The organism is Serratia sp. SM04 (genome assembly GCF_040280225.1).
Classification (GTDB): domain Bacteria; phylum Pseudomonadota; class Gammaproteobacteria; order Enterobacterales; family Enterobacteriaceae; genus Serratia; species Serratia sarumanii.
This window is the reverse complement of record NZ_JBEOQT010000021.1, coordinates 606,130-626,367: the sequence shown is the minus strand read 5'-3', so window position 1 is coordinate 626,367 and position 20,238 is coordinate 606,130. Positions and strand designations below refer to the sequence as shown.

Annotated in this window: 17 protein-coding genes and 2 tRNA genes; 8 read left to right on the top strand and 11 right to left on the bottom strand. The window is 60.1% G+C overall.

The features are described 5' to 3' along the window. Positions 1 to 5: 5 nt before the first annotated feature. From ttrA to ttrB, 3 genes are read right to left on the bottom strand one after another with little or no spacing between them, the layout of a single operon-like run. Positions 6 to 3,077, bottom strand: a complete 3,072-nt coding sequence (gene ttrA, locus ABTW55_RS17410; protein WP_060421906.1) for a tetrathionate reductase subunit TtrA — start codon at positions 3,075 to 3,077, stop codon at positions 6 to 8. Next, positions 3,070 to 4,095, bottom strand: coding sequence for a tetrathionate reductase subunit TtrC (gene ttrC / locus ABTW55_RS17405; RefSeq protein WP_060421909.1), 1,026 nt, complete (start codon positions 4,093 to 4,095; stop codon positions 3,070 to 3,072). The genes ttrA and ttrC overlap by 8 nt, the downstream gene beginning before the upstream one ends. Then, the gene (gene ttrB / locus ABTW55_RS17400; RefSeq protein WP_033635289.1) at positions 4,092 to 4,829 is read right to left on the bottom strand and encodes a tetrathionate reductase subunit TtrB; all 738 of its coding nucleotides are present in this window, start codon (positions 4,827 to 4,829) and stop codon (positions 4,092 to 4,094) included. Before ttrB ends, ttrC begins: the two co-directional genes overlap by 4 nt. A 229-nt stretch (positions 4,830 to 5,058) precedes the next feature. On the opposite strand from ttrB, the gene ttrS reads away from it, so the two are divergent. The 3 genes from ttrS to ABTW55_RS17385 all read left to right on the top strand — a co-directional run bounded on the left by ttrS (position 5,059) and on the right by ABTW55_RS17385 (position 7,685). After that, positions 5,059 to 6,777, top strand: a complete 1,719-nt coding sequence (gene ttrS / locus ABTW55_RS17395; RefSeq protein WP_208495965.1) for a tetrathionate respiration histidine kinase TtrS — start codon at positions 5,059 to 5,061, stop codon at positions 6,775 to 6,777. Further along, positions 6,752 to 7,351 (top strand): tetrathionate respiration response regulator TtrR, encoded by a 600-nt coding sequence (gene ttrR / locus ABTW55_RS17390; protein ID WP_060421912.1) that lies wholly within the window; start codon positions 6,752 to 6,754, stop codon positions 7,349 to 7,351. Before ttrS ends, ttrR begins: the two co-directional genes overlap by 26 nt. Before the next feature lie 91 nt (positions 7,352 to 7,442). Beyond that, positions 7,443 to 7,685, top strand: coding sequence for a DinI family protein (locus tag ABTW55_RS17385; RefSeq protein ID WP_004935803.1), 243 nt, complete (start codon positions 7,443 to 7,445; stop codon positions 7,683 to 7,685). 211 nt (positions 7,686 to 7,896) lie between these two features. On the opposite strand, the gene ABTW55_RS17380 is transcribed toward ABTW55_RS17385, so the two are convergent. The 4 genes from ABTW55_RS17380 to ABTW55_RS17365 all read right to left on the bottom strand — a co-directional run bounded on the left by ABTW55_RS17380 (position 7,897) and on the right by ABTW55_RS17365 (position 9,148). Next, positions 7,897 to 7,972, bottom strand: a tRNA-Thr gene (locus ABTW55_RS17380). 6 nt (positions 7,973 to 7,978) lie between these two features. After that, positions 7,979 to 8,066: transfer RNA gene (locus ABTW55_RS17375), tRNA-Ser, on the bottom strand. Positions 8,067 to 8,223: 157 nt separating this feature from the next. Beyond that, the gene (gene osmE, locus ABTW55_RS17370) at positions 8,224 to 8,553 is read right to left on the bottom strand and encodes an osmotically-inducible lipoprotein OsmE (RefSeq protein ID WP_033635291.1); all 330 of its coding nucleotides are present in this window, start codon (positions 8,551 to 8,553) and stop codon (positions 8,224 to 8,226) included. Positions 8,554 to 8,680: 127 nt separating this feature from the next. Beyond that, positions 8,681 to 9,148, bottom strand: a complete 468-nt coding sequence (locus tag ABTW55_RS17365; RefSeq protein ID WP_049195938.1) for a nuclear transport factor 2 family protein — start codon at positions 9,146 to 9,148, stop codon at positions 8,681 to 8,683. A 107-nt stretch (positions 9,149 to 9,255) separates the two neighbouring features. On the opposite strand from ABTW55_RS17365, the gene ABTW55_RS17360 reads away from it, so the two are divergent. Then, on the top strand, positions 9,256 to 9,834 hold the full coding sequence (locus tag ABTW55_RS17360; protein ID WP_060421915.1) for a TetR/AcrR family transcriptional regulator: 579 nt from the start codon (positions 9,256 to 9,258) through the stop codon (positions 9,832 to 9,834). On the opposite strand, the gene ABTW55_RS17355 is transcribed toward ABTW55_RS17360, so the two are convergent. From ABTW55_RS17355 to ABTW55_RS17345, 3 genes are all read right to left on the bottom strand, one after another. Further along, positions 9,828 to 10,244: a VOC family protein gene (locus tag ABTW55_RS17355; RefSeq protein ID WP_060421916.1), complete on the bottom strand. Its 417-nt coding sequence runs from the start codon at positions 10,242 to 10,244 to the stop codon at positions 9,828 to 9,830. The two genes, ABTW55_RS17360 and ABTW55_RS17355, sit on opposite strands and share 7 nt — an antisense overlap. A gap of 151 nt (positions 10,245 to 10,395) precedes the next feature. After that, on the bottom strand, positions 10,396 to 11,526 hold the full coding sequence (gene ompC, locus ABTW55_RS17350) for a porin OmpC (protein WP_060421918.1): 1,131 nt from the start codon (positions 11,524 to 11,526) through the stop codon (positions 10,396 to 10,398). Positions 11,527 to 11,798: 272 nt separating this feature from the next. Beyond that, positions 11,799 to 11,984, bottom strand: coding sequence for a hypothetical protein (locus ABTW55_RS17345; RefSeq protein ID WP_125460720.1), 186 nt, complete (start codon positions 11,982 to 11,984; stop codon positions 11,799 to 11,801). A 238-nt stretch (positions 11,985 to 12,222) separates the two neighbouring features. On the opposite strand from ABTW55_RS17345, the gene ABTW55_RS17340 reads away from it, so the two are divergent. Genes ABTW55_RS17340 through rcsB form a run of 4 tightly spaced genes read left to right on the top strand, consistent with a single transcriptional unit; the run spans position 12,223 to position 17,205 of the window. Continuing rightward, complete coding sequence (locus tag ABTW55_RS17340; RefSeq protein WP_110620859.1) at positions 12,223 to 12,630, top strand: DUF4186 domain-containing protein; 408 nt, start codon at positions 12,223 to 12,225, stop codon at positions 12,628 to 12,630. A gap of 54 nt (positions 12,631 to 12,684) precedes the next feature. Next, positions 12,685 to 13,839: an MFS transporter gene (locus ABTW55_RS17335; RefSeq protein WP_060421921.1), complete on the top strand. Its 1,155-nt coding sequence runs from the start codon at positions 12,685 to 12,687 to the stop codon at positions 13,837 to 13,839. Between the two features lie 20 nt (positions 13,840 to 13,859). Then, positions 13,860 to 16,562: a phosphotransferase RcsD gene (gene rcsD, locus ABTW55_RS17330; RefSeq protein WP_033653782.1), complete on the top strand. Its 2,703-nt coding sequence runs from the start codon at positions 13,860 to 13,862 to the stop codon at positions 16,560 to 16,562. Beyond that, the gene (gene rcsB / locus ABTW55_RS17325; RefSeq protein WP_004935900.1) at positions 16,555 to 17,205 is read left to right on the top strand and encodes a response regulator transcription factor RcsB; all 651 of its coding nucleotides are present in this window, start codon (positions 16,555 to 16,557) and stop codon (positions 17,203 to 17,205) included. The genes rcsD and rcsB overlap by 8 nt, the downstream gene beginning before the upstream one ends. 61 nt (positions 17,206 to 17,266) lie before the next feature. Here the strand turns inward: rcsB and rcsC are convergent, their stop codons facing one another. Next, on the bottom strand, positions 17,267 to 20,128 hold the full coding sequence (gene rcsC / locus ABTW55_RS17320) for a two-component system sensor histidine kinase RcsC (protein WP_039565028.1): 2,862 nt from the start codon (positions 20,126 to 20,128) through the stop codon (positions 17,267 to 17,269). Between the last annotated feature and the right edge of the window lie 110 nt (positions 20,129 to 20,238).

The window sequence follows — 20,238 nt, the reverse complement described above, 5'->3', positions numbered from 1 at the left end:
GCCGTTTACGCGGAAAGTTTGACGATCGCCGCTGGAATCCCCTGGCGCACCGCCGCACCGGTCACCCAGTCCAGCCAGGTGTTCGGCACTTCACGCGTCGGATCGGCAAACCCCAGATCGTTGAGATTGATGCCGGCGGCAATGCGCTTATCCATCGCCAGCGGCTCGCCGTCCAGGTAGTGCTGGCTGGCGCCCATCTCCCGGTGGCCGTAGCCGTGTTCCACCGCGATCACGCCGGGCATCACCCCCGCCAGCAGACTGATCTGCGCCTCCCGACTGCCGCCCGGGGTGCTGATGCTCACCCAATCACCGTGTTGAATGCCGAAACGCGCCCCGTCCGCCGGGTTCAGCGCCACCAGGTTCACCGGCTTCACGTCGTGCAGGCGCCGGATCACCGCGGTGGAGCTGCTCATCACATTGGATTTGAAGGACATCAGCCGCAGCGGCCACTGCCGCTCAGGGTAGAGTTCTTCCACCGCGCGGCCGTCCGACAAACGCGCCGGGTAGCAGGTTGGGCAGCCGCTGAAACGCTCGCCGGTAATCGCATGCCGGTGCTTCGCCACTTCCGCATTCCAGATCTGCAGCGGCTTCTCCCAGCGGTTGCCCACGCTGCCGTCGCGGCGGCCGCTGTCATGACCGGCGAAGCGGCCGCCGCGGCTGTAGATAAACGCCACGCGGCCGATCTCATCGGCGCGCAGCGTCTGCGCAAGCTGCGGCAACAAGCGATCGACGCCGCTCAGCGCCAGCTCTTCCTCCCTCACGGCCGGCACCGGCGCCTTGCCGGCAAACGCCACGTTGGCGGCGGCGCGCAGATAATAATCCTCGGCGCGGTTGAGCGGCAGCAGCCCGCCCCGGCCGTCGCCGATAGCGCGATCGCCGAACCCCGGCAGCGCCAGGCGTTTGGCGACGGCGATGCAAAACGCCTCCATGGAGATCGGCTGCCCTTGCGCCGTTTTCGCGGTCGCCGGCGTCACTATCGGCCAGCGCGCAGTGGTGGCCTTGCTGGCGACGCCGCCCCAGGGGGCGCTGAATCCCCAGCTCTCAAAGTTATGGGTGTCCGGGACGATATAGTCGGCCAATGCCGTCGTTTCGTTGATAAACGCATCGATGGCGATAAACAGCGGCAAACGCGCCGGATCTTTCAGCCGCTCTTCCGCCACGCCGCGCAACCCGGCGATACCGTACAGGGGGTTGGTCATGTTCGAGATCCAGGCTTTCAGCCCGTACGGATATCCCGCCAGCGCCGACGTCAGCAGCTCGGTCAACTGCCCGGCGACGAACGGATACCAGGGCGCCCTGGCCGGCCAGGGCGAAACGCCCGCCGCCACTTTTTCGCGGTATTCGTCGGAGGTTTCATAGGCGGCCTTGCTGCGCGCGATATTCAACCCCTTCGGTTTTACCAGGCCGGGAAACTCGACCAGGTTATAGCGCGGCCCCTCGGCGAAACCGTTGAATTTGCCGCCGCCGACGAACACCCCGCCCGCCAGGCTCAGGTTACCGATCAACACGTTGAGCATCATCACCGACCAGGTATTGTAAAACCCGTTCGCCGCCATCATCCCGCCATGGGCGATCACCGCCGCCTTGCGCCCGTGGGCGGTAAAGGCCTCGGCCAGCGCCGCGATGCGCGCCACCGGTACGCCACATTCCCGGCTGTAGGCTTCCGGCGACAGCTTGTCGGCCGCCTCTTTCAGACACTGAAAGCCGCTCTTCACCGCCACCTGCGCGCCGTCGTGCAGCGTCACCGTGCGGATTACCCACAGCTCGGCGCGGTCACACGTCTCGGCCGCCACCAGTTCCCCCGCGCCGTTGACCACCAGCGGCGACGCCGACTCGGCGCCGTTCAGATGGGCCAGCGTCAGATGCTGCCCCGCCAACGGGTGCTCGCTCTCGGCGATCACCAGATGCGTGGCGTTGGTCCAGCTCTTCTCGCCGGCGCGTTGCATGGCCGCCTCCGACGGGATGGCGAGATAACCGGCCTGATAACGCCGATTGTCGAGGATCCAACGGATCATCGCCATCGCCAGCGCCGAGTCGGTGCCCGGCAGTATCGGGATCCAATGGCCATGATCGTCCACCAGCGTGGTGGTCAACGGCAGCGCCGGCGCCACTACCGCGTAGCGGAATTCGCTGCGCAATCTGGCGCTGGCCAACTGCCGGGCCTGACGCTTGAACGGGTTGCCGGACTGCGCCGGCGAGGTGCCCATAAACAGCGCGAATTCGACCTGTTCCCAGTCCGGTTTCACGTGCGGATTCTTGTCCAGATCGTTCATCAACGCGCCGGAACCGGCGCGGTAGGCCAGCCCGCAGTAAGCGCCGTGCGCGCCGAAATTTTTGCTGCCGAAGCTGTTCTGGGCGAAGCGCCGCAGGAAGCTGTCGCGCCCGTCATCACCGGCGTTGGTCACCAGCAGCTGGTTGGCTTTCGGCCCCAGCCCCGGCTGTCGGGCATCGATCGGCGTTTCCAGATCGCGGATCGCCCGCAGGCCGTCCACATGCCCCTCGCCGAACAGATCGCCGCCCTCCACCACTTCGGCGATCAACTGCTCGAAGCTGATGCGCTGCCACTTGCCCTCGCCGCGTTTGCCGACGCGTTTCATCGGCTCCAGCACGCGCAGCGGGCTGTAAAGCCCCTCCAGCAGCGTAGCGCCCCGCGCGCAGGCGGTGGAACGCGCGTCGAGGCCGCTCTCCCCGCCCAGCTGCGCCAACGCGTCCTGCAGCGGCAACGCAGAATCGAGGTGCCGCTCCTGAGACAGCGGATGATACGGGTTGCCGGCGATACGCAATACCCGATCGGTCTGCCTGTCCACCCGCACCCGCACGCCGCATTGCGTCCAGCAACCGAAGCACTGGGTCATCGAGATGGCCTGCTGCGGATTGCCTTGCCATTCCGGCACCGCCCGCCCTTCGGGCAGCAGAGAGTTGCCGTTGATGCGATCCAGAGTCACGCGCCCTGAGGTGCCGTGAATCAAACCGTCGATCGCCCGTTTGGCGACCTCGCGATAGCTCAGGCCGAAAGCGGACAGCCCGCCGAAGGCCAGGCCCACTTTCAACCACTGACGCCGGGTGAGTTTAGCCATGTTGTTTTCTCCGCAGTAAAAACGCCTGTGCTTCACGCACCATGATCATTAACGCCAGCCACAGCCCGAAGGTGCCGACGATCGCCAGCAAGCCATCGGTACCAAGCGGCAGGCTATAGGGGGAATAAGACGCGTTGTATTTCGGGATGGTTTGCACCTCAATCAACAGCGTCCAGCGCATCAGCCAGCTCAGCCCCAGCGCGCCGGCCACCAGCAGCGGCGCGCCGCCGCGCGGCAAACGTCGATAGGCCGCCCAGGCGGCCCACGCCAGCGCCAGCCCCCACAGCGCGATCCAGCCGGCAGCATACTGGCGCGCCGTCGCCTGCGTCTGCAGCCAGTGGCGTACCGCCGCGCCGGATAGCGTATCGCCGCACACCCACAGCAGGATCGCCCCGCCGAGCGGCAGCAGCGTCAGCAGCATCCCGCGCGCCAGCGGCGCCTGCAGGCCGGGCCGTTTGCGCATCGCCAACAGCAACAGAGCCAAGAGCGCCTGCAGCGCGCTGAGGAACATCACGATCGGAAATGCGTAGCTGAACCAGATTGGGCGGGCGCGCACGACGGAAACCTCGCGCCCGGTGTACAACAGCAGGCCGATAGCCACCAGCGCGCAGGCGGGCGCGATCCCACGCAACAGCGCAACCGGTCTGCCCGTCAGTCGCGTAAATTCAATCGCGATAAACCACAGGCCGATCAGCAAGGTAAACAGCGGCAAGAACAGCGCGCCCCACGGCATCCACGACCAGGGCGTCGGGTAGGCGTAAAAATGCCAGAAACGGGCGGTTTGATGCAGATCGGCGGTCAACGCCAGCGGCGCGGTGATGGCGCACGTCAGCCCGATAAGCAGCGCCGCGCGCTCCAAATGTGCGGCGTTGTCTCCACCGCGCCAGCGCCACACGCAGGCCAGCAACGCGGCGCAGGCGGCAATGCCAATAAAGAAGAAATATTGCACGGCCCACGGCAGCCAGCTCACCGCCTGCGGCTGGCCCAAAACCTCTGCGATCATCAGTTGGCGGCTCATCGTCCCTCCCCCCATAAGGCGACCTGCGCCCGCCCCGGCAGCGGCGTGACGAAGGCGTCATCCAGCCCCAGATAAAATACGTGGGGCGCGGTTTGGTTCTCCGGCTTGAGGACTTTGATCTCGGCCTCGTGACGCCGCAGCAGCTTGCTCAGCGTGCTGTGCGGATCGCGCATATCGCCGATGATCCGCGCCCCGCCCACGCACGACTCCACGCATGCCGGCAGCAATCCCGCCTCCAGCCGGTGTACGCAGAAGGTGCATTTGTCCGCCGTTTGGGTGGCGTGATTGATAAAACGGGCATCGTACGGGCAGGCCTGCACGCAATAGGCGCAACCCACGCAGCGTTTGTTGTCGACCACCACGATCCCGTCCTCGCGCTGGAAGGTGGCCTGCACCGGGCACACCGGTACGCAGGGCGGGTTGTCGCAGTGGTTGCACAGCCTGGGCAGCAGCACGTTGGTCGCCACCGCTTCGCCTTCGAGACTGACCTGGTACTGGTTTACCGTGGTGCGGAACTCGCCGTGCGGCGTCTGGTTTTCAATGGCACAACTGACGGTACAGGCCTGGCACCCAACGCAGCGCCGCAGATCGATCAGCATCGCGTAGCGGCGGCTGGCATCCCCCTCGCGCCGCGTCGGCGCTAACGTCAGCCCGGCCTCCGCCACGGGGATCAGCGAAGCCCCCGCCGTCAACACGCCCAGCCGCTGCAAAAACTGCCGTTTACCGAAATCCATGCGCCTCTCCCACGCCCAGGGCATCACCCCGATCACGCTATTGATGCCCGTTAGATGAATAAACAATGTCGATGATTTACAGTGTAAAAATGGCATTGGGCTCAGCTCTATTGTGGTTAACCACATACCGAACCCAACGTTGATCTAAAACAAGTGGCGGCAGGCAAATTGCCCATCAGGAGGGGCCGTGAGGGTCGTGTTATTACTGCTGTTCAGTCTCGGCTGGGGGATGGCGGCACAGGCGGGCGAGTGGTCGGTCGGCGTGCTGGCGATGCGCGGCGATGCGGCGACCGAGCGTGACTGGCAGCCGCTGATCGACAGGCTCAACGACAGCGTCGGCGGTGAGCGCTTCCGCCTGCGGCCGCTCGATCTGGCGCAGATGCGCGAAGCGGTCAATCGGGGCAGCGTGCAGTTCGTGGTCACTAATCCGGCGCAGTTTGTGCAGCTGAACAGCCACTATCATCTGCGCTGGCTGGCGTCGTTGCGCGCCGCCAACGGCGATCGGGCAACGGGCAACATCATCGGCAGCGTGATTCTGGTGCGGCGCGACAGCGGCATTACGACGCCGCAGGCGCTGATGGGAAAAACGGTGGGCGCCATCGATCCGCAGGCCTTCGGCGGCTATCTGACCGGCTATAAGGCGCTCAGCGACGCCGGCATACGGCCCGAGCGCGATTTTCACCTGCGCTTTACCGGTTTCCCTGCCGACGCCCTGCTCTATCTGTTGCGCGAGCGCGCCATTCAGGCCGCCATCGTCCCGGTCTGCCTGCTGGAGAAAATGGGCAAGGAAGGCCTGATCAACCCGGCGGACTTTCGCCCGCTGCTGCAACAGGCCACGTCGGCTCCCTGCGTCACCAGCACGCCGCTTTATCCCAACTGGTCGTTCGCCGCCCTGCCCGGCCTGGATAACTCACTGGTGGATGCGGTGGCGAGAGCCTTGCTGACCGCACCGCCCCAGTCTCCCTTCCTGTGGGGCGCACCGGCCTCGACCAGCGAGGTGGAAGCGCTGCTGCGCGCCGTCAATCAGCACCCGGAACAGCGGCGGCTATGGCTGGATATCAAGAGCTGGCTGATCCAGCATCAGACGGCCGTCGGCCTGTCGCTGGCGTTGCTGGCGCTGTTGATCGTCAACCATATCTGGATCGCGCTGCTGGTGCGCCGACGCGGGCGACAGCTGCTCCGCGCCGACGAGCAACTGCGGCGGCAGGAACGGGCGCTGGAAAACGCCAGGCAGCTGAACGTGCTGGGGGAGATGGCCTCCGGCTTCGCGCACGAGCTCAACCAGCCGCTGGCGGCCATTCGCCACTATGCGCAGGGGTGCCTGATCCAACTGCGCAACACGGACGCCGGGCATCCGCTGCTGGGGCCGCTGGAAAATATCGACCGACAGGCGCAGCGCGGCGGCGAGACGATTCATAACCTGCGCCAGTGGGTGCAGCCCACCGCGGAGGCGATAGACCAAACGCGCTGGCGCCCCACCGCGGTAAGCGAAACCGCCGAGCGGGTGTGGACGCTGCTGCGCCTGACGCAACGCTATCCCGACCTGACGTGGTTCAATAACGTGGCGCCTTCGCTGACGCTAACCCTGCCGCCGGCGCTGCTGGAACAGTTGCTGGCGAACCTGCTGCTGAATGCGGCGCAGGCCGGGGCCAATGCCGTCTGGCTTTCCGCCGCCAAGAGCGAACGGGCGATGGAGTTGCATCTGCAGGACAACGCGGGCGGCATGACAACGGCCGGGCTGGAACAGGCTTTTCGCCCCTTCAACACTACCAAGGCCGGCGGCATGGGGCTGGGGTTAGCCATTTGCCGGCGCCTGGCCCGCTATGGCGGCGGAGAAATCCGCCTGGCTAACCGCCCGGCTCCCGACAGCCGCAACGGGCTGTGCGTAACGCTGCATTTCATATTGGATAACGAGGAAAACCATGTCGCTAATTTATCTGGTGGATGATGACGTCGCCGTCACCGACGCCTGCCATTTTTTGCTGACCAGCCTCGGCCACGGCGTGCAATGCTGGAATGACAGCGCCGATTTTCTGGCGCAGGCGGACCCGTTTCAGACCGGGATCGTCTTGCTGGACATGCGGATGCCGAAGCTCGATGGTCACCAGGTTTACGGGGAGCTGCGCCGCCGCGGCAGCACGCTGGCGGTGGTGTTCCTGTCCGGCCATGGCGACGTGCCGATGGCGGTGGAGCAGATGAAGTACGGCGCGGTGGACTTCCTGCAAAAACCGATCGCCGCTGAACCGCTGATCGCCGCCCTCGAACGGGCGCAGCAGGTCTCCGCCGAGGCCTGGCAACGCCATGAAACTTGCGGCCGCTACCGCACGCTCACGCCGAAAGAACGCGACATTGCGCAGCTGGTGGTGCGGGGCATGATGAACAGGGAAATGGCTGAGCGGTTGAATATCGCCCTGCGCACCGTGGAGGTTCACCGGGCAAAAGTGATGGAGAAAATGCAGGCCGCCAGCCTGGCGGAATTGGTGATTCAGCTGCAGGATTTACCGCACACCGCGCAAGAATGAACGCATCATGCAAAATTCCGCGCCCCCTCTTGCCAACCGGCCTTCCTCAGGCCAGAATACTGTACATTAAATCAGTATTTACAGGTGAGACATGTTTGTAGAATTGGTGTACGACAAACGCAACGTCGCTGGGTTACCCAACGCCGCCGAGATTATTCGCAACGAGCTGGAAAAACGCGTGCATGCACTGTTCCCGGAAGCTGACGTGCGCGTGAAGCCGATGCAGGCCAACGGCCTGAACTCCGACGCCAGCAAAAGCGATCGTGAGAAGCTGAACCGAATGTTGGAAGAGATGTTCGAAGAAGCGGATCAGTGGCTGGTCACGGATATTTGAACCCTATCTGATAGCCGGCTCGTCCACCGGCTATATTTCTGCCAGAATAAGCCACATCCCCCCCAATCCCTCAGTGATAAATGCCCTAGGTTCCAAGCTCCGTGCGGCTGATAAAACCCCGGCTATAGGTTAATACCTATACTGTTTGTTCCTGCGGCAAGTGTAAAGATCATAACAAAAAGCCCCAGCATCGCTGCTGGGGCCTCTGTCATGGTGCCGGCTACCGGAATCGAACTGGTGACCTACTGATTACAAGTCAGTTGCTCTACCTACTGAGCTAAGCCGGCTGAATTTGGCGGAAGGACAGAGATTCGAACTCTGGGAGCTGTTACACTCGACGGTTTTCAAGACCGTTGCCTTAAACCACTCGGCCATCCTTCCAATGGGCGCTGATATTAGCGATACCGTTATGAAATGTCTATCGTTTTGATGCAAAAAAATGGCATGGGCGGCGCAGTTGCCTAAACTTCAGGCCTTAAACGCCTAAAAAATGAAAAGCCCCGCGCAAGCGAGGCTTTTTTGGTCTGCCGAAACGCGATTATTTCGGCTGAGAATCGTAGTCTGAACAGGTTTGATAGCCCTTGTTCATGACATGGCCCGTGTCGTTGTAGCTGACAAAGTACGTCTGCACCTTGCCGTCGCGCGGCGCCACCGCATAGGTGTCGCAGGTGCCCTGCGCATGGATCAGCGTAGCGGACGTCGACGGCGGACCGGCGATAGCCCGCACCTGCTGCTTGGTCATCCCTACTTTGACATCGCTGACCACCGGCTCATTGACATAACTGGCTGCGCGATCATAGGTGGTGCAACCGGCAAGAATGGAAAATACCGCCGCGGTGCCGACGGCCAAAACCAACTTCTTCGTCATAGCTTGTCCTCTTGGAGTGCATTTGTTGTTCCCTAAGTCTAGAAGCGGGAAGGCTTTTCTACAAATTCCCCTTTGTCGATCGGTGCGCTTTTGCACTCAAGAGGCCATCGCCGGCGCGCCAGCAGATTCAAAAACCGAAATCGCTCAGCGCTGGAATATCGTCCGGGCGCCGGCCGAGCGGCCAATGAAAACGCCGATCCTGTTCGCGAATCGGCATGTCGTTGATGCAGGCATGGCGGTTGATCATCAGCCCCTCCTGATTGAACTCCCAGTTTTCATTGCCGAAGCTGCGATACCAGTTGCCGGAATCGTCGCGCCATTCATAGGCGAAACGCACCGCGATGCGCGCGCCGTCAAACGCCCACAGCTCCTTAATCAGCCGATACTCCAGTTCTTTCGCCCATTTGCGTTGCAAAAAGCCGACCACCGCCGCGCGGCCGTCGACAAACTCCGCGCGGTTACGCCAGTGGGTATCGAGGGAATACACCTGCGATACGCGTTCGGGATCGCGACTGTTCCAGGCATCCTCCGCCAGCCGCACCTTCTCGATGGCGGATTCGCGGGTAAAAGGCGGCAATGGGGGTTTAATGCTCATGTTCATCTCCTGAGTGAAGGCATGTAGACAACTCTGTCTACACCTTTACGCTAGCGCAAGTAGACAGAGTTGTCTACAATCACTCGAAAATAGCCCCGGAGAAAATGATGACCGCCGATCTCAACGCCTTGCCCGCCCGCCAGCGCATCCTGCTGACGGCGCACGATCTGTTTTATCAAGAAGGGATCCGCGCCACCGGTATCGATCGCATCATCAAGGAATCTGGCGTGACCAAAGTGACCTTCTACCGCCACTTTCCCAGCAAGAACGATTTGATTACGGCGTTTTTGACCTATCGCCATCAGCAGTGGCTCAGCTGGTTCAGCACATCACTGGCCCGCCATGTGGCGCAGACCGGCGGGTTGCTGCCGGCGCTGGTACCCTGCCTGGCAGAATGGTTCGACGATCCGCGCTTTCGCGGCTGCGCGTTTATCAATACTGCGGTGGAGATAGCCGATCTGCTGCCGGAAAGCCTGCACATCGCCGGCCGGCATAAGCGGCAGATGGCGGATGAACTGGCGCGCCACCTGCCCGCCGGGCCGCAGCGGGAACAGCGGGCGGCAATGCTGGCGATGCTGATCGACGGCGCCATCGTCAGAGTGCAGATAGAGCGGCAACCGCAGGCCGCGCTGCAGGTGCTGAATGCCGCGTTGAACATGTTGGCGCTAGGCGGGTTCGATCAGTAATTGGCCCAGATGCCCGGCGTCACCAGCTCCAGCAGGTGGGCGTCGGGATCGCGAAAATAAATGCTCTCCCCGCCGTGTTCCCAGCGCATTCGCCCCTCAATCTCCACGCCGTTGGCCACCAGATGCCGTTCCCAGTGCGGCAGTTGCTCTTTCGCCACCGCCAGCCCGATATGCGCCGGCCCCACGCCATCGTGCGCGGGAATAAACCCGGTCGGATACTGCGCCCCGCGCAGCGAATCGCCCTCGATAAACAGCAACAGTACGCTCCGATCGCCGACGTTATAGGCGCGAAACCGTTCATTGGTGACCATTGCCGGCAGCTTCAGCACCTGCCGGTAAAAAGCGTCCGCGCGTTCAATATCGCTGACGTACAGCACCGTTTCGATCACCTTATCGATCTTGAGTTCCATATCACCTCCGTTCTGTTTGCTGTACTGACAGCGTAGGCCGAGCGGAGGCGATCCGAAGCGCTTCCCATGCCGACAACGGATCAATCCGTGCTTTTTACCGGCAAAAAAAACGCGGCCCGAAGGCCGCGCTGTGTCATTCACACGCTGGTGCTTAGAACTGGTAAACCAGGCCCACGGCAACCACGTTGTCGGTGTTGATGCCGGCAGCGTCGGTGAAATCGTTGTTGTCCACCAGGTTAATTTTGTAATCAACATAGGTAGACATGTTTTTGTTGAAGAAGTAGGTCGCACCCAGGTCGACGAATTTGACCAGATCTTGATCGCCGTAGTCCTTGCCGTTGCCGGCGCGGCCCAGGTCTTTACCTTTGGTCTGGTTATAGCCCACGAACGGACGCAGACCGAAGTCGAACTGGTAGTGCGCGTAGGCTTCGAAGCTCTGCGCCTTGTTGGCGTAGCCATAAACGCTGCTGTCGGAACTGCCGAAACGCGCCGCGTTGTAGGACTGGGTGAACATCACCGCCAGGTAGACGTCGTTGGCGTCATATTTCAGACCGCCGGAGTAACCTTCCGCCTTGTCGCCGCGGCCCATAATATTGCGGTACGCGCCGGCGCCGTTCTGCTCGCTGGTGCGGCGAGAGTTGAAGAAGGCGCCCGCGGCGCTGATGCCGTAGCCCATGTCATAGCTCATGGACATACCGTAGCCTTCGCCGTTTTGGCCCAGGACGTCACGACCGTTGTTGGTCTCTTCGCCGTTGCCGTTTTTACCCTGGTACTGCAGGGCGAAGTTCAGGCCGTCAACCAGACCGAAGAAGTCGTTGTTACGGTAGGTCGCCAGGCCGCTGGAACGCTGGAACATGAACTGGTCGGCGCCGTAGGTCATACCGTCGAACTCAGGCTGCAAGTCGGTATACGCCGCGACGTCGTACAGCACGCCGGTGTTACGGCCGTAGTCGAAGGAGCCGTAGTCGCCGAATTTCAGACCGGCGAAGCCGTAACGGGTGAAGTTCTTGTTGTCCTGGTTTTCAGCGTGGTTCAGGTTCGCCTGATATTCCCACTGGCCGTACCCGGTCAGCTGATCGCTGATTTGCGTTTCGCCGCGCAGGCCAAAACGCATATAAGACTGATCGCCGTCCACGCCGTTGTTGCTGGAGAAATAGTGAAGACCGTCGACTTTACCGTACAAATCCAGTTTATTACCGTCTTTGTTGTAGATTTCCGCCGCGCCTGCTGTGCCTGCAAGCAGCAGTGCGGGTACCATCAGAGAGAGTACTCGAAGTTTCATCGTTATTATCCTCGTTAATTATGTCGAGCTACGGCCACTGCCCTTTTCGAGCATTATTAGCACGACTGTGCATTACCATTCTGGTAACAAGGGTTATATTAATCCAGAAAGAAAATGATACCAAGTATCCGATAGTGTTTCAGTGTAATTAATAAAGGTTTCGAAATGTAAATACGCGCGAACTTTCACAAAACCTTACAGACAAACAAAATAAAGCACTTAAAGACAAAGAATAGATTAATTGATAAAAAATCATGTAGTTATACATATCTTTAAGAAAAAAAAGCCAACCATACAATTGAGACGGGCAATAAGCACATTGTGCCAAAACGCGCCCCACACGCAGCCGCTATAATCACTTCGCTATCATCATTATTTTCATTATTACCTTCATTATCGGAAGATAATTTCTGCATTCCTTTTAACCGGCTTCTGGCCGGTTTTTTATTTCCCTCCATACTCCCCTCACAATTTCGACTCGCACAAATAGCAAGCAAATAAATAACCCAATGATATAGTTTCACTAATTTACCGCCGCACTAATTGCTAATCTTTTTCCTTATTTTAGCCTACAAATTGAGCTTGCTTTTCATTTCGTGCTTTATCTTGCCGATTATTTCCCGCCGCAGGCACAATTAGCCGCAGAGTTTCAGTTCTGGTAATCTGAAAAAAGCGCACCTTCAGCGAGTAAAATTCATGATGCCCTTTCAACCCGACGTGCTGTGGCGGCGGCTGCAAAGTTCCCCCTTCCGCGCTCGCTTCCGTTTAAATGCCAAAGACCAGGCTTATCTCGAGGGCAAGGGATTACCCCTTATCCTCAGCCATGCCCGCGATTTTATCGATCGCCGCCTGGCCGCCGCCCACCCTAAAAACGACGGCAAGCAAACGCCGATGCGTGGCCACCCGGTGTTCGTCGCCCAGCACGCCACCGCCACCTGCTGCCGCGGCTGCCTGGAAAAGTGGCACGGCATACCGCAGGGCGTCGCACTGGACGAGCGGCAAAAGGACTATATTGTCCAGGCTATCGCGCTGTGGCTGGTGCGCAGAGGCGGCGCCAGGGATATGTCAGGCACGAATATTTTCGACCCGGATCGCGGATTGTGATAAAAACTGTCAGTAACTTTCACCATTCTTTTGACCCAAGATCCTGACGCTTACATGACAGCCACCTTGTGCAATGAACAGCAAACGCCCGGCGTTCCTCAACAGATCGCCACCCGTCTGGCCTTTTTCGTCGCCGGTCTCGGCATGGCCGCCTGGGCGCCGCTGGTCCCCTTCGCCAAAGCGCGCATCGGCATCGACGACGGCTCGCTCGGCCTGTTGCTGCTCTGTATCGGCGCCGGCTCCATGCTGGCGATGCCGCTGACCGGTTTCCTGACCGGCAAATTGGGCTGCCGCTCGGTGATTTTGATGGCGGGGCTGGGATTGTGCATCGATCTGCCGCTGCTGGCGCTGATGGACTCTCTCGGCGGCATGGCCGTGGCGCTGCTGCTGTTCGGTGCGGCGATCGGCATGATCGACGTAGCGATGAACGTTCAGGCGGTGATCGTCGAACGCGCCAGCGGCAAGGCGATGATGTCCGGCTTTCACGGTTTCTTCAGCATCGGCGGCATTGCCGGTGCCGGCGGCGTCAGCGCGCTGTTGTGGCTGGGGCTGACGCCGCTGCAATCCACCCTGCTTACCGTATTGGCGGTGATAGTGCTGCTGGCGCTCGCCAACCGCCATCTGCTGCGTGAGAGCGGCGCCGACGACGGCGGGCCGATGTTCGTCTTGCCGCGCGGCTGGGTGATGTTCATCGGCATTCTTTGCTTCATCATGTTCCTGGCGGAAGGATCGATGCTCGACTGGAGCGCGCTGTTCCTCACCACATTGCGCGGCGTCGAACACAGCCAGGCCGGTCTGGGTTATGCGCTGTTTTCCATCACCATGACGCTCGGCCGGCTCAATGGCGATCGGGTGGTGAACTCGCTGGGCCGCTACCGGGTGTTGCTGCTGGGCAGCCTGTGCGCCGCTCTCGGCCTGAGTCTGGCCATCGCCTTCAATCACGCCACCGTGTCGCTGGTCGGTTTCATGCTGGTCGGCCTGGGCGCCTCGAACGTGGTGCCGATCCTGTTCAGCGCTGCAGGCAACCAGCGCGACATGCCGGCCAATTTGGCGATCGCCTCCGTCACCACCGTCGGCTATGCCGGTATTCTGGCCGGCCCGGCGCTGATCGGCTTCATCGCTCAGTTTTCCAGCCTGACGGTGGCCTTCGCCTGCGTAGCCGCTCTGCTGTTGGCGGTGACCGCCAGCGCCAGGGCCGTCACTCGCTGATTCAGGAATGCGCAGCCACTATGCAAAATAAACAATTGACCATCAGCTCCAGCAACATTACCCGCTGCTTCCTGCTGTTTATCGTGCTGCTGACGATCGGCATCGGCCTGTATGGCTACAACTACACCAACGCCTGGCTGGCGGAAAAAAAGTACGCGCTGAACAGCATTGCCGGTTCGCTGCAAAAGCGCATCGATACCTACCGCTATATGACCTATCAGGTCTATGACAAATTCGGCAATGCGCCGGCGCAGAATGTCGATCCCGGTTTGCAGGAAACCCGCCTGCGGCCCGACGTCTATTATATCGAGAAACCGCACAAGAAAACCGACGCGGTGATCTTCGGCAGCCATGACGAGAGCACGCTGGCGATGATCGCCAACATCTCGGACTACCTGGACACCCGCTGGGGCGCCAAGACCGAAAACTACGCCATGTATTACCTCAATGGTCAGGACAACAGCCTCAGCCTGATCACCACTCAGCCGCTCAAAGAGCTGGCTTCGCGCTTTCGGGAAAGCTACCTGACCACCTCGGCGGACGAACGCCGCGCCGAGATGCTGCAGCAGGCCAATATGCTCGACGAGCGCGAGAGCTTTTCCGATCTGCGCAAGCAGCGCTTCCAGAACGCCTATTCGTTCTCGATTCGCACCACTTTCAATCAGCCAGGGCATCTGGCGACGGTGATCGCCTTCGACTTGCCGATCAACGACATCATTCCGGCCAATCTGGCCCGCGCCAATTTCCTGCTGCAGCCGGACGATGTCGATCTCGACGACAGTACCATCCCGGCGGAAACCGTCCTCGGCACCCATGCGACGATGAGCGGCGGCTGGGTGGAGTTCAGCGCCGCCCTGCCCAATGCGCCGCTGAAGGTGGTGTATCGCGTTTCGGCCATCAATCTGGCCATCGACCTGCTGCGCAACAACATCTGGCTGATCGCGGTCAACTTGCTGCTGCTGGCGCTGTCGATGCTGAGCATCTACTTTATCCGCCGCCAGTACATTCGCCCGAGCGAAAACATGGCGGTGGAACTGGAGGCCGAGCGCGCGCTGAATCAGGAAATCGTCTCCAGCCTGCCTTCCGGCCTGCTGGTCTACAGCTTCGCCAACAATGCGGTGATCGCCAGCAATAAAATCGCCGAGCACCTGTTGCCGCACCTCAGTCTGCAAAAGATCGCCCATATGGCCGAACAGCATCACGGGGTGATCCAGGCGACGGTCAACAACGAGGTGTATGAAATCCGCATCTTCCGCAGCCAGCTGTCGCCGGACACCTACCTGTTCCTGATGCACGATCAGGATAAAGAGGTGATGGTGAACAAGCGGCTGCAGCAGGCACGGCGCGAATACGACAAAAACGTTCAGGCGCGCAAGCTGATGCTGCACAACCTGGGCATTGAGCTGAATCAGCCGGTACGCCAGATGCACGATCTGGTCGATCGTCTGCACGGCCGGCCGGATGAGGAACAGCAGCAGGCGCTGCTGGGCCAGCTGACGGCGGCGTCGGCTTCGGTGCTGGAATTGATCGATAACATCACCCTGCTGACCCGGCTGGAAACCCAGGACTGGCAACCCTCGCGCGAGCCGTTTAGCCCGACGGCGATGATCGACGAGTTGCTGTTGGAGGCCCTGCCCGCCCTTAATCAGAAGGGGCTGGCGCTGTTCAAGCATTTCCAGCTGGACGTCGAGCAGAACTATATCGGCGACGCCAACGCGCTGCGCAAGGTGATCTCGCTGCTGGTGCATTACGCCATTATCACCACCGCCTGCGGCAAGATTTCCCTGGTTGTCGACCATGAGCCCGAGCACCCGGATCGCCTGATTTTCCAAATCAACGACACCGGCTCCGGCATCTCCAACGAAGAGATCAGCAACCTCAACTATCCGTTCCTCAGCCAGACGCTGGTGGACCGCTTCAACCACGGTTCCGGCCTCACCTTCTTCCTGTGCAATCAGCTGTGCAAGAAGCTTAACGGCCAGTTGGACATTCGCAGCAAGGTGGATATCGGCACTCGCTACACCATTCGCGTCGCCATGGAGATGGAGAAAAAAGAGCCGCAGGAGCAGGAAAAACTGCTCGACGGCGTCACCGCCCTGCTGGACGTCACGTCGGATGAAGTGCGCGGCATCGTGACCCGTCTGCTGCAGGCCTACGGCGCCGACTGCCTCGTCGCCGACGATCGCGCGGTCAATCGCGATTATGACGTGCTGCTGACCGATAACCCGCAGCGAGCCGATGATTACACCCTGCTGCTGGCGACCGATGAGCCGGGTTGGCAAGCGCTGGATAAACGCTACATTCGGGTGAACTACAACCTGAACGGCGCATTAATCGACGCCGTGCTGATACTGATCGAACAGCAAATGGCCGCGCTGGAACAGGAAGAAAGCCCGCTTTCATTGAGTTCAGAAGATATCCAACTCTATGAAAAACAATTGAAATCAAGTGATTACTATGGGCTGTTTGTCGATACAGTACCCGACGATGTCAAAAAACTGTATACTGAGGCGGGCAGCAGTGATTTCAATGCGCTGTCACAAACCGCACATCGCCTGAAAGGCGTGTTTGCCATGTTAAATCTGCTTCCCGGCAAGCAGCTGTGCGAATCGTTAGAACAGCGCATCGCAGAAGGTGATGCGCCCGAGATCGAGAATAACATCAGTCAGATTGATTTTTTCGTCAGCAGACTGCTGAAGCAAGGTAGCCAACAACATGAATAACCTGAACGTAATTATTGCTGATGACCATCCTATCGTACTGTTTGGCATCCGGAAGTCACTTGAGCAAATTGAATGGGTGAATGTCGTTGGGGAGTTCGAAGACTCAACCGCACTGATCAACAATCTGTCCAAGCTGGACGCCAACGTGCTGATCACCGATCTGTCGATGCCGGGTGACAAGTATGGCGACGGCATCACGCTGATTAAGTACATCAAGCGTCACTATCCGCAGTTGTCGATCATCGTGCTGACCATGAACAACAACCCGGCGATCCTGAGCGCGGTATTGGATCTGGATATCGAAGGCATCGTGCTGAAACAAGGCGCGCCTACCGATCTGCCGAAGGCGCTGGCCGCCCTGCAGAAAGGCAAGAAGTTCACGCCGGAAAGCGTCTCTAAACTGCTGGAGAAGATCAGCGCCAGCGGCTATGGCGACAAACGCCTGTCGCCGAAAGAGAGCGAAGTGCTGCGCCTTTTCGCCGAAGGTTTCCTGGTGACCGAGATCGCCAAGAAGCTCAACCGCAGCATCAAAACCATCAGCAGCCAGAAGAAATCGGCGATGATGAAGCTGGGCGTCGAGAACGACATCGCCCTGCTCAACTACCTCTCCTCCGTCAGCATGACGCCGTTGGACAAAGACTAAAGCCTGACTCACGGCAGGTTAACGCCAAACAGGCACGGCATTCGCCGTGCCTGTTTGCTTTTCAAGCCTCGCTGCGGCTGTAGCGCACCTGCTGGCTGTAGTAAGCCAACGTCTGTTCCAGCGTCTCCAGCGTGACCGGTTTCGACAGGCAATTATCCATACCCGCCTCGAGGCAACGCTGCTTCTCTTCCGCCAGCGCGTTCGCCGTCACGCCAATCACCGGCGCGCTGAACTGCATCTGCCGCAGCGCCTGCGTCAGACGATAACCGTCCATATTCGGCATATTGACGTCGGTCAGCACAATATCGACGCGATGCTGTTTCAGCACGCCGAGCGCGTCGACGCCGTCGTTGGCGGTCACCACCTGATATCCCAGCGATCCCAGCTGATCGGACAACAGGCGACGGTTGATCGGATGATCGTCGACCACCAGCAGATGAATATCGCCGTTGTCCGCCGCGCTGGCCTTGGCGGGCACCGGCAGCTGCACCAGCGCCTCTGCCGCGCCGCTGCCGACGCCGAACAACCGGTTAAGCAAGGTCAGCGTTTCACGCGGCGTGGAGGTACTGTGCATCCAATAGCCCGGCCGGGTTTCCTGTGATGGGCCGATATGCTCGGTGGAGAATTGGATCTGAGCCAGCAGCGGCGCATCCAGCATCAGCGGATGATCGCTGAGCAGCACCTCTCCCGCGGCGGTCTCCTGCCCGTCATAGCGCTGGATATCGGCGCCGTAGCCGCCCAGGATCGCCATCAGGTAGCTTTCCAGCCGCTGATTGCGGATATCCAGCCACAGCCGACGCCCCTGCCAGGTATCGCTGGCCTGCGGGATCGGGAACTGGGCGTTAAACAATGGAATGCGAATGCTGAACAAGCTGCCCAGGCCCGGCTCGGACTCGACGGAGACGTCGCCGTCCATCAGGTTGACCAATTTCTCGCAGATCGCCAATCCCAGGCCGGTGCCCTGGAAATGACGCTGCACGCCGGTCCCCACCTGGAAGAACGGATCGAACAGGCGCGAAATCTCCTTCTCCGGGATGCCGACGCCGGTATCGCGCACGCTGAACTCCAGGTAGCTGCCGCGGGTGCAGACCTGCAGCACGATACAGCCGGTATCGGTGAACTTGATGGCGTTGTTCACCAGGTTGGAGAGCACCTGCTGCAGCCGTACCGGATCGCCGAAGATACGCTCCGGCACGTTCTGTTCGATAAAGCAGTACAGCCCCAGACGTTTCTTGACCACCAGCGGCAAATAGTTGCCGGCGATATGGGTGATCACCTCCAGACAGGAGAACTCGCGCGGTTCAATCTTCAACTGCTCGGACTCGATTTTGGAGAAATCGAGGATATCGCTGATGATTTTCAGCAGCAGGCCGGAAGAGTTGTTCATCGCATTGACCAGCCGATCGACCCCTTGCGGCAACGCCTTGGTTTGCAGCAGATCAAGGTTGCCGATGATGCCGTACAGCGGCGTGCGCAGCTCATGGCTGACGGTGGCCAGGAACATCGATTTCGACTGGCTGGCCTGCTCCGCCGCCGCCGCCATCTCCTGCAGCGACTCTTCCATCTTCACGCGCGCGCTGACGTCCACCAACACGCAAATCGCCACCTCTTCGTTACGGTAGCGCGAATGGACAAAGCTGATCTGCAGGTTATTGTTGTTGCTGGTCATCACATCGACGAAATTCGCCTGCTGTTCGCAAATGATGCGCGTTATGCGATCGCGATCTTCGTGGGTCAACAGGTTGATGTAGTTGTGCGCCAGTTCGTTACTCAGGATATTGGTGCCGTCGCTGATGCGCAGGATACAGATGCCCACCGGCGCCGAAGCGACGATCTTGCGGTTGAACTGCTCGTGCTCTTCCAGGCGAAACGCGTTGTCCTCCGCCGGCAGGAACATTTTACGCTCAAACAGCCACGCCAGCGTGAACAGCACGATGGCCGACAGCAGGTTCAGCAACAGCGCGTTGAGGATCAGCATTTTGAAGCGTTCCACCACGCTTTTCACCGGCAGCGCATAGACGATGCTCAGCGAAGAAGGCGGCAGCGCTTTCTTCAGGATCAGGTCGCGGTAATTGTCGACATAACCGAAGTAGGCATGCTCTTCGGGGTAGCTGTTGAGCGCAGCGGCATAGCGTTCGCCATCCGCCAGGCGCAGCACCGGCTCGTTGTTCTCATCCAGCAGCGTGACGCCGATCGGCAGGTTGCCGGCGGTAACGAAATCTTCCAGCCGAACGGTTTGCTCGATGCCCAGCAACGCCTCCAGCTTGTTGCCGATATAGAGAGGCGTCAGCACGTACAGATAACCGACGTCCGGCCGCTGCGCGCTGGGGCTGATCCAATACAGGTTGTTGTCTTTGTCGAGATTCTTGGCGTTGCGGTATTTCAGAATCCGCTCGTGCAGCAACTTCAGCATGTTTTCCCGATTGGCGCTCGCGTTGCCGCCGCCGAATTCCGCCATACACAGGCTGTCGCCGCCGATGAAGAACACCCGGTTGAGATCGTAGGCCGCCACGAAGTTCTCTTTCCAATACTGGATCAGGCCGCTCAGCGAATCGAGCGAACTGCGATAGGTGGTGCTCAGCGCGCAGTTGGACTCCGGGTACAGCGGAAAGAATTGCGGCGGGCTGCCCTTGCCGGGGATCACGCCGCTGAACATGTCCAGGCCGCTGACCGAACCGTTGAGGCGATTTTCCGCCATATACTTGATGTCGCGAATGATGTCAGCGGAATGACGGATGTAGCCCTGCGCCTGGTCGAAGTTGAGGTTGTACTCCTGCCGGATGTCCGATTCTTTCTGATGCAGGATATTCAGAATATAAAAGGTGGTGAGCAGCGCACCCAACGACCACAGCAAAATCGCCAGTACCCGGAACAGATAGCGGGATATCTTCAGCGTAGTTCGAAAAGAGGCTAAGTATTTCAATCGGATACCATACGAAAGTCAGTGGCGGCGCACGCTGTCGCCGGCGCGGCGGCCGGCGGCTCGGTGCGCCAATTAAACCATATAACTGAAAAAGGGCCTAGCATCGCTGC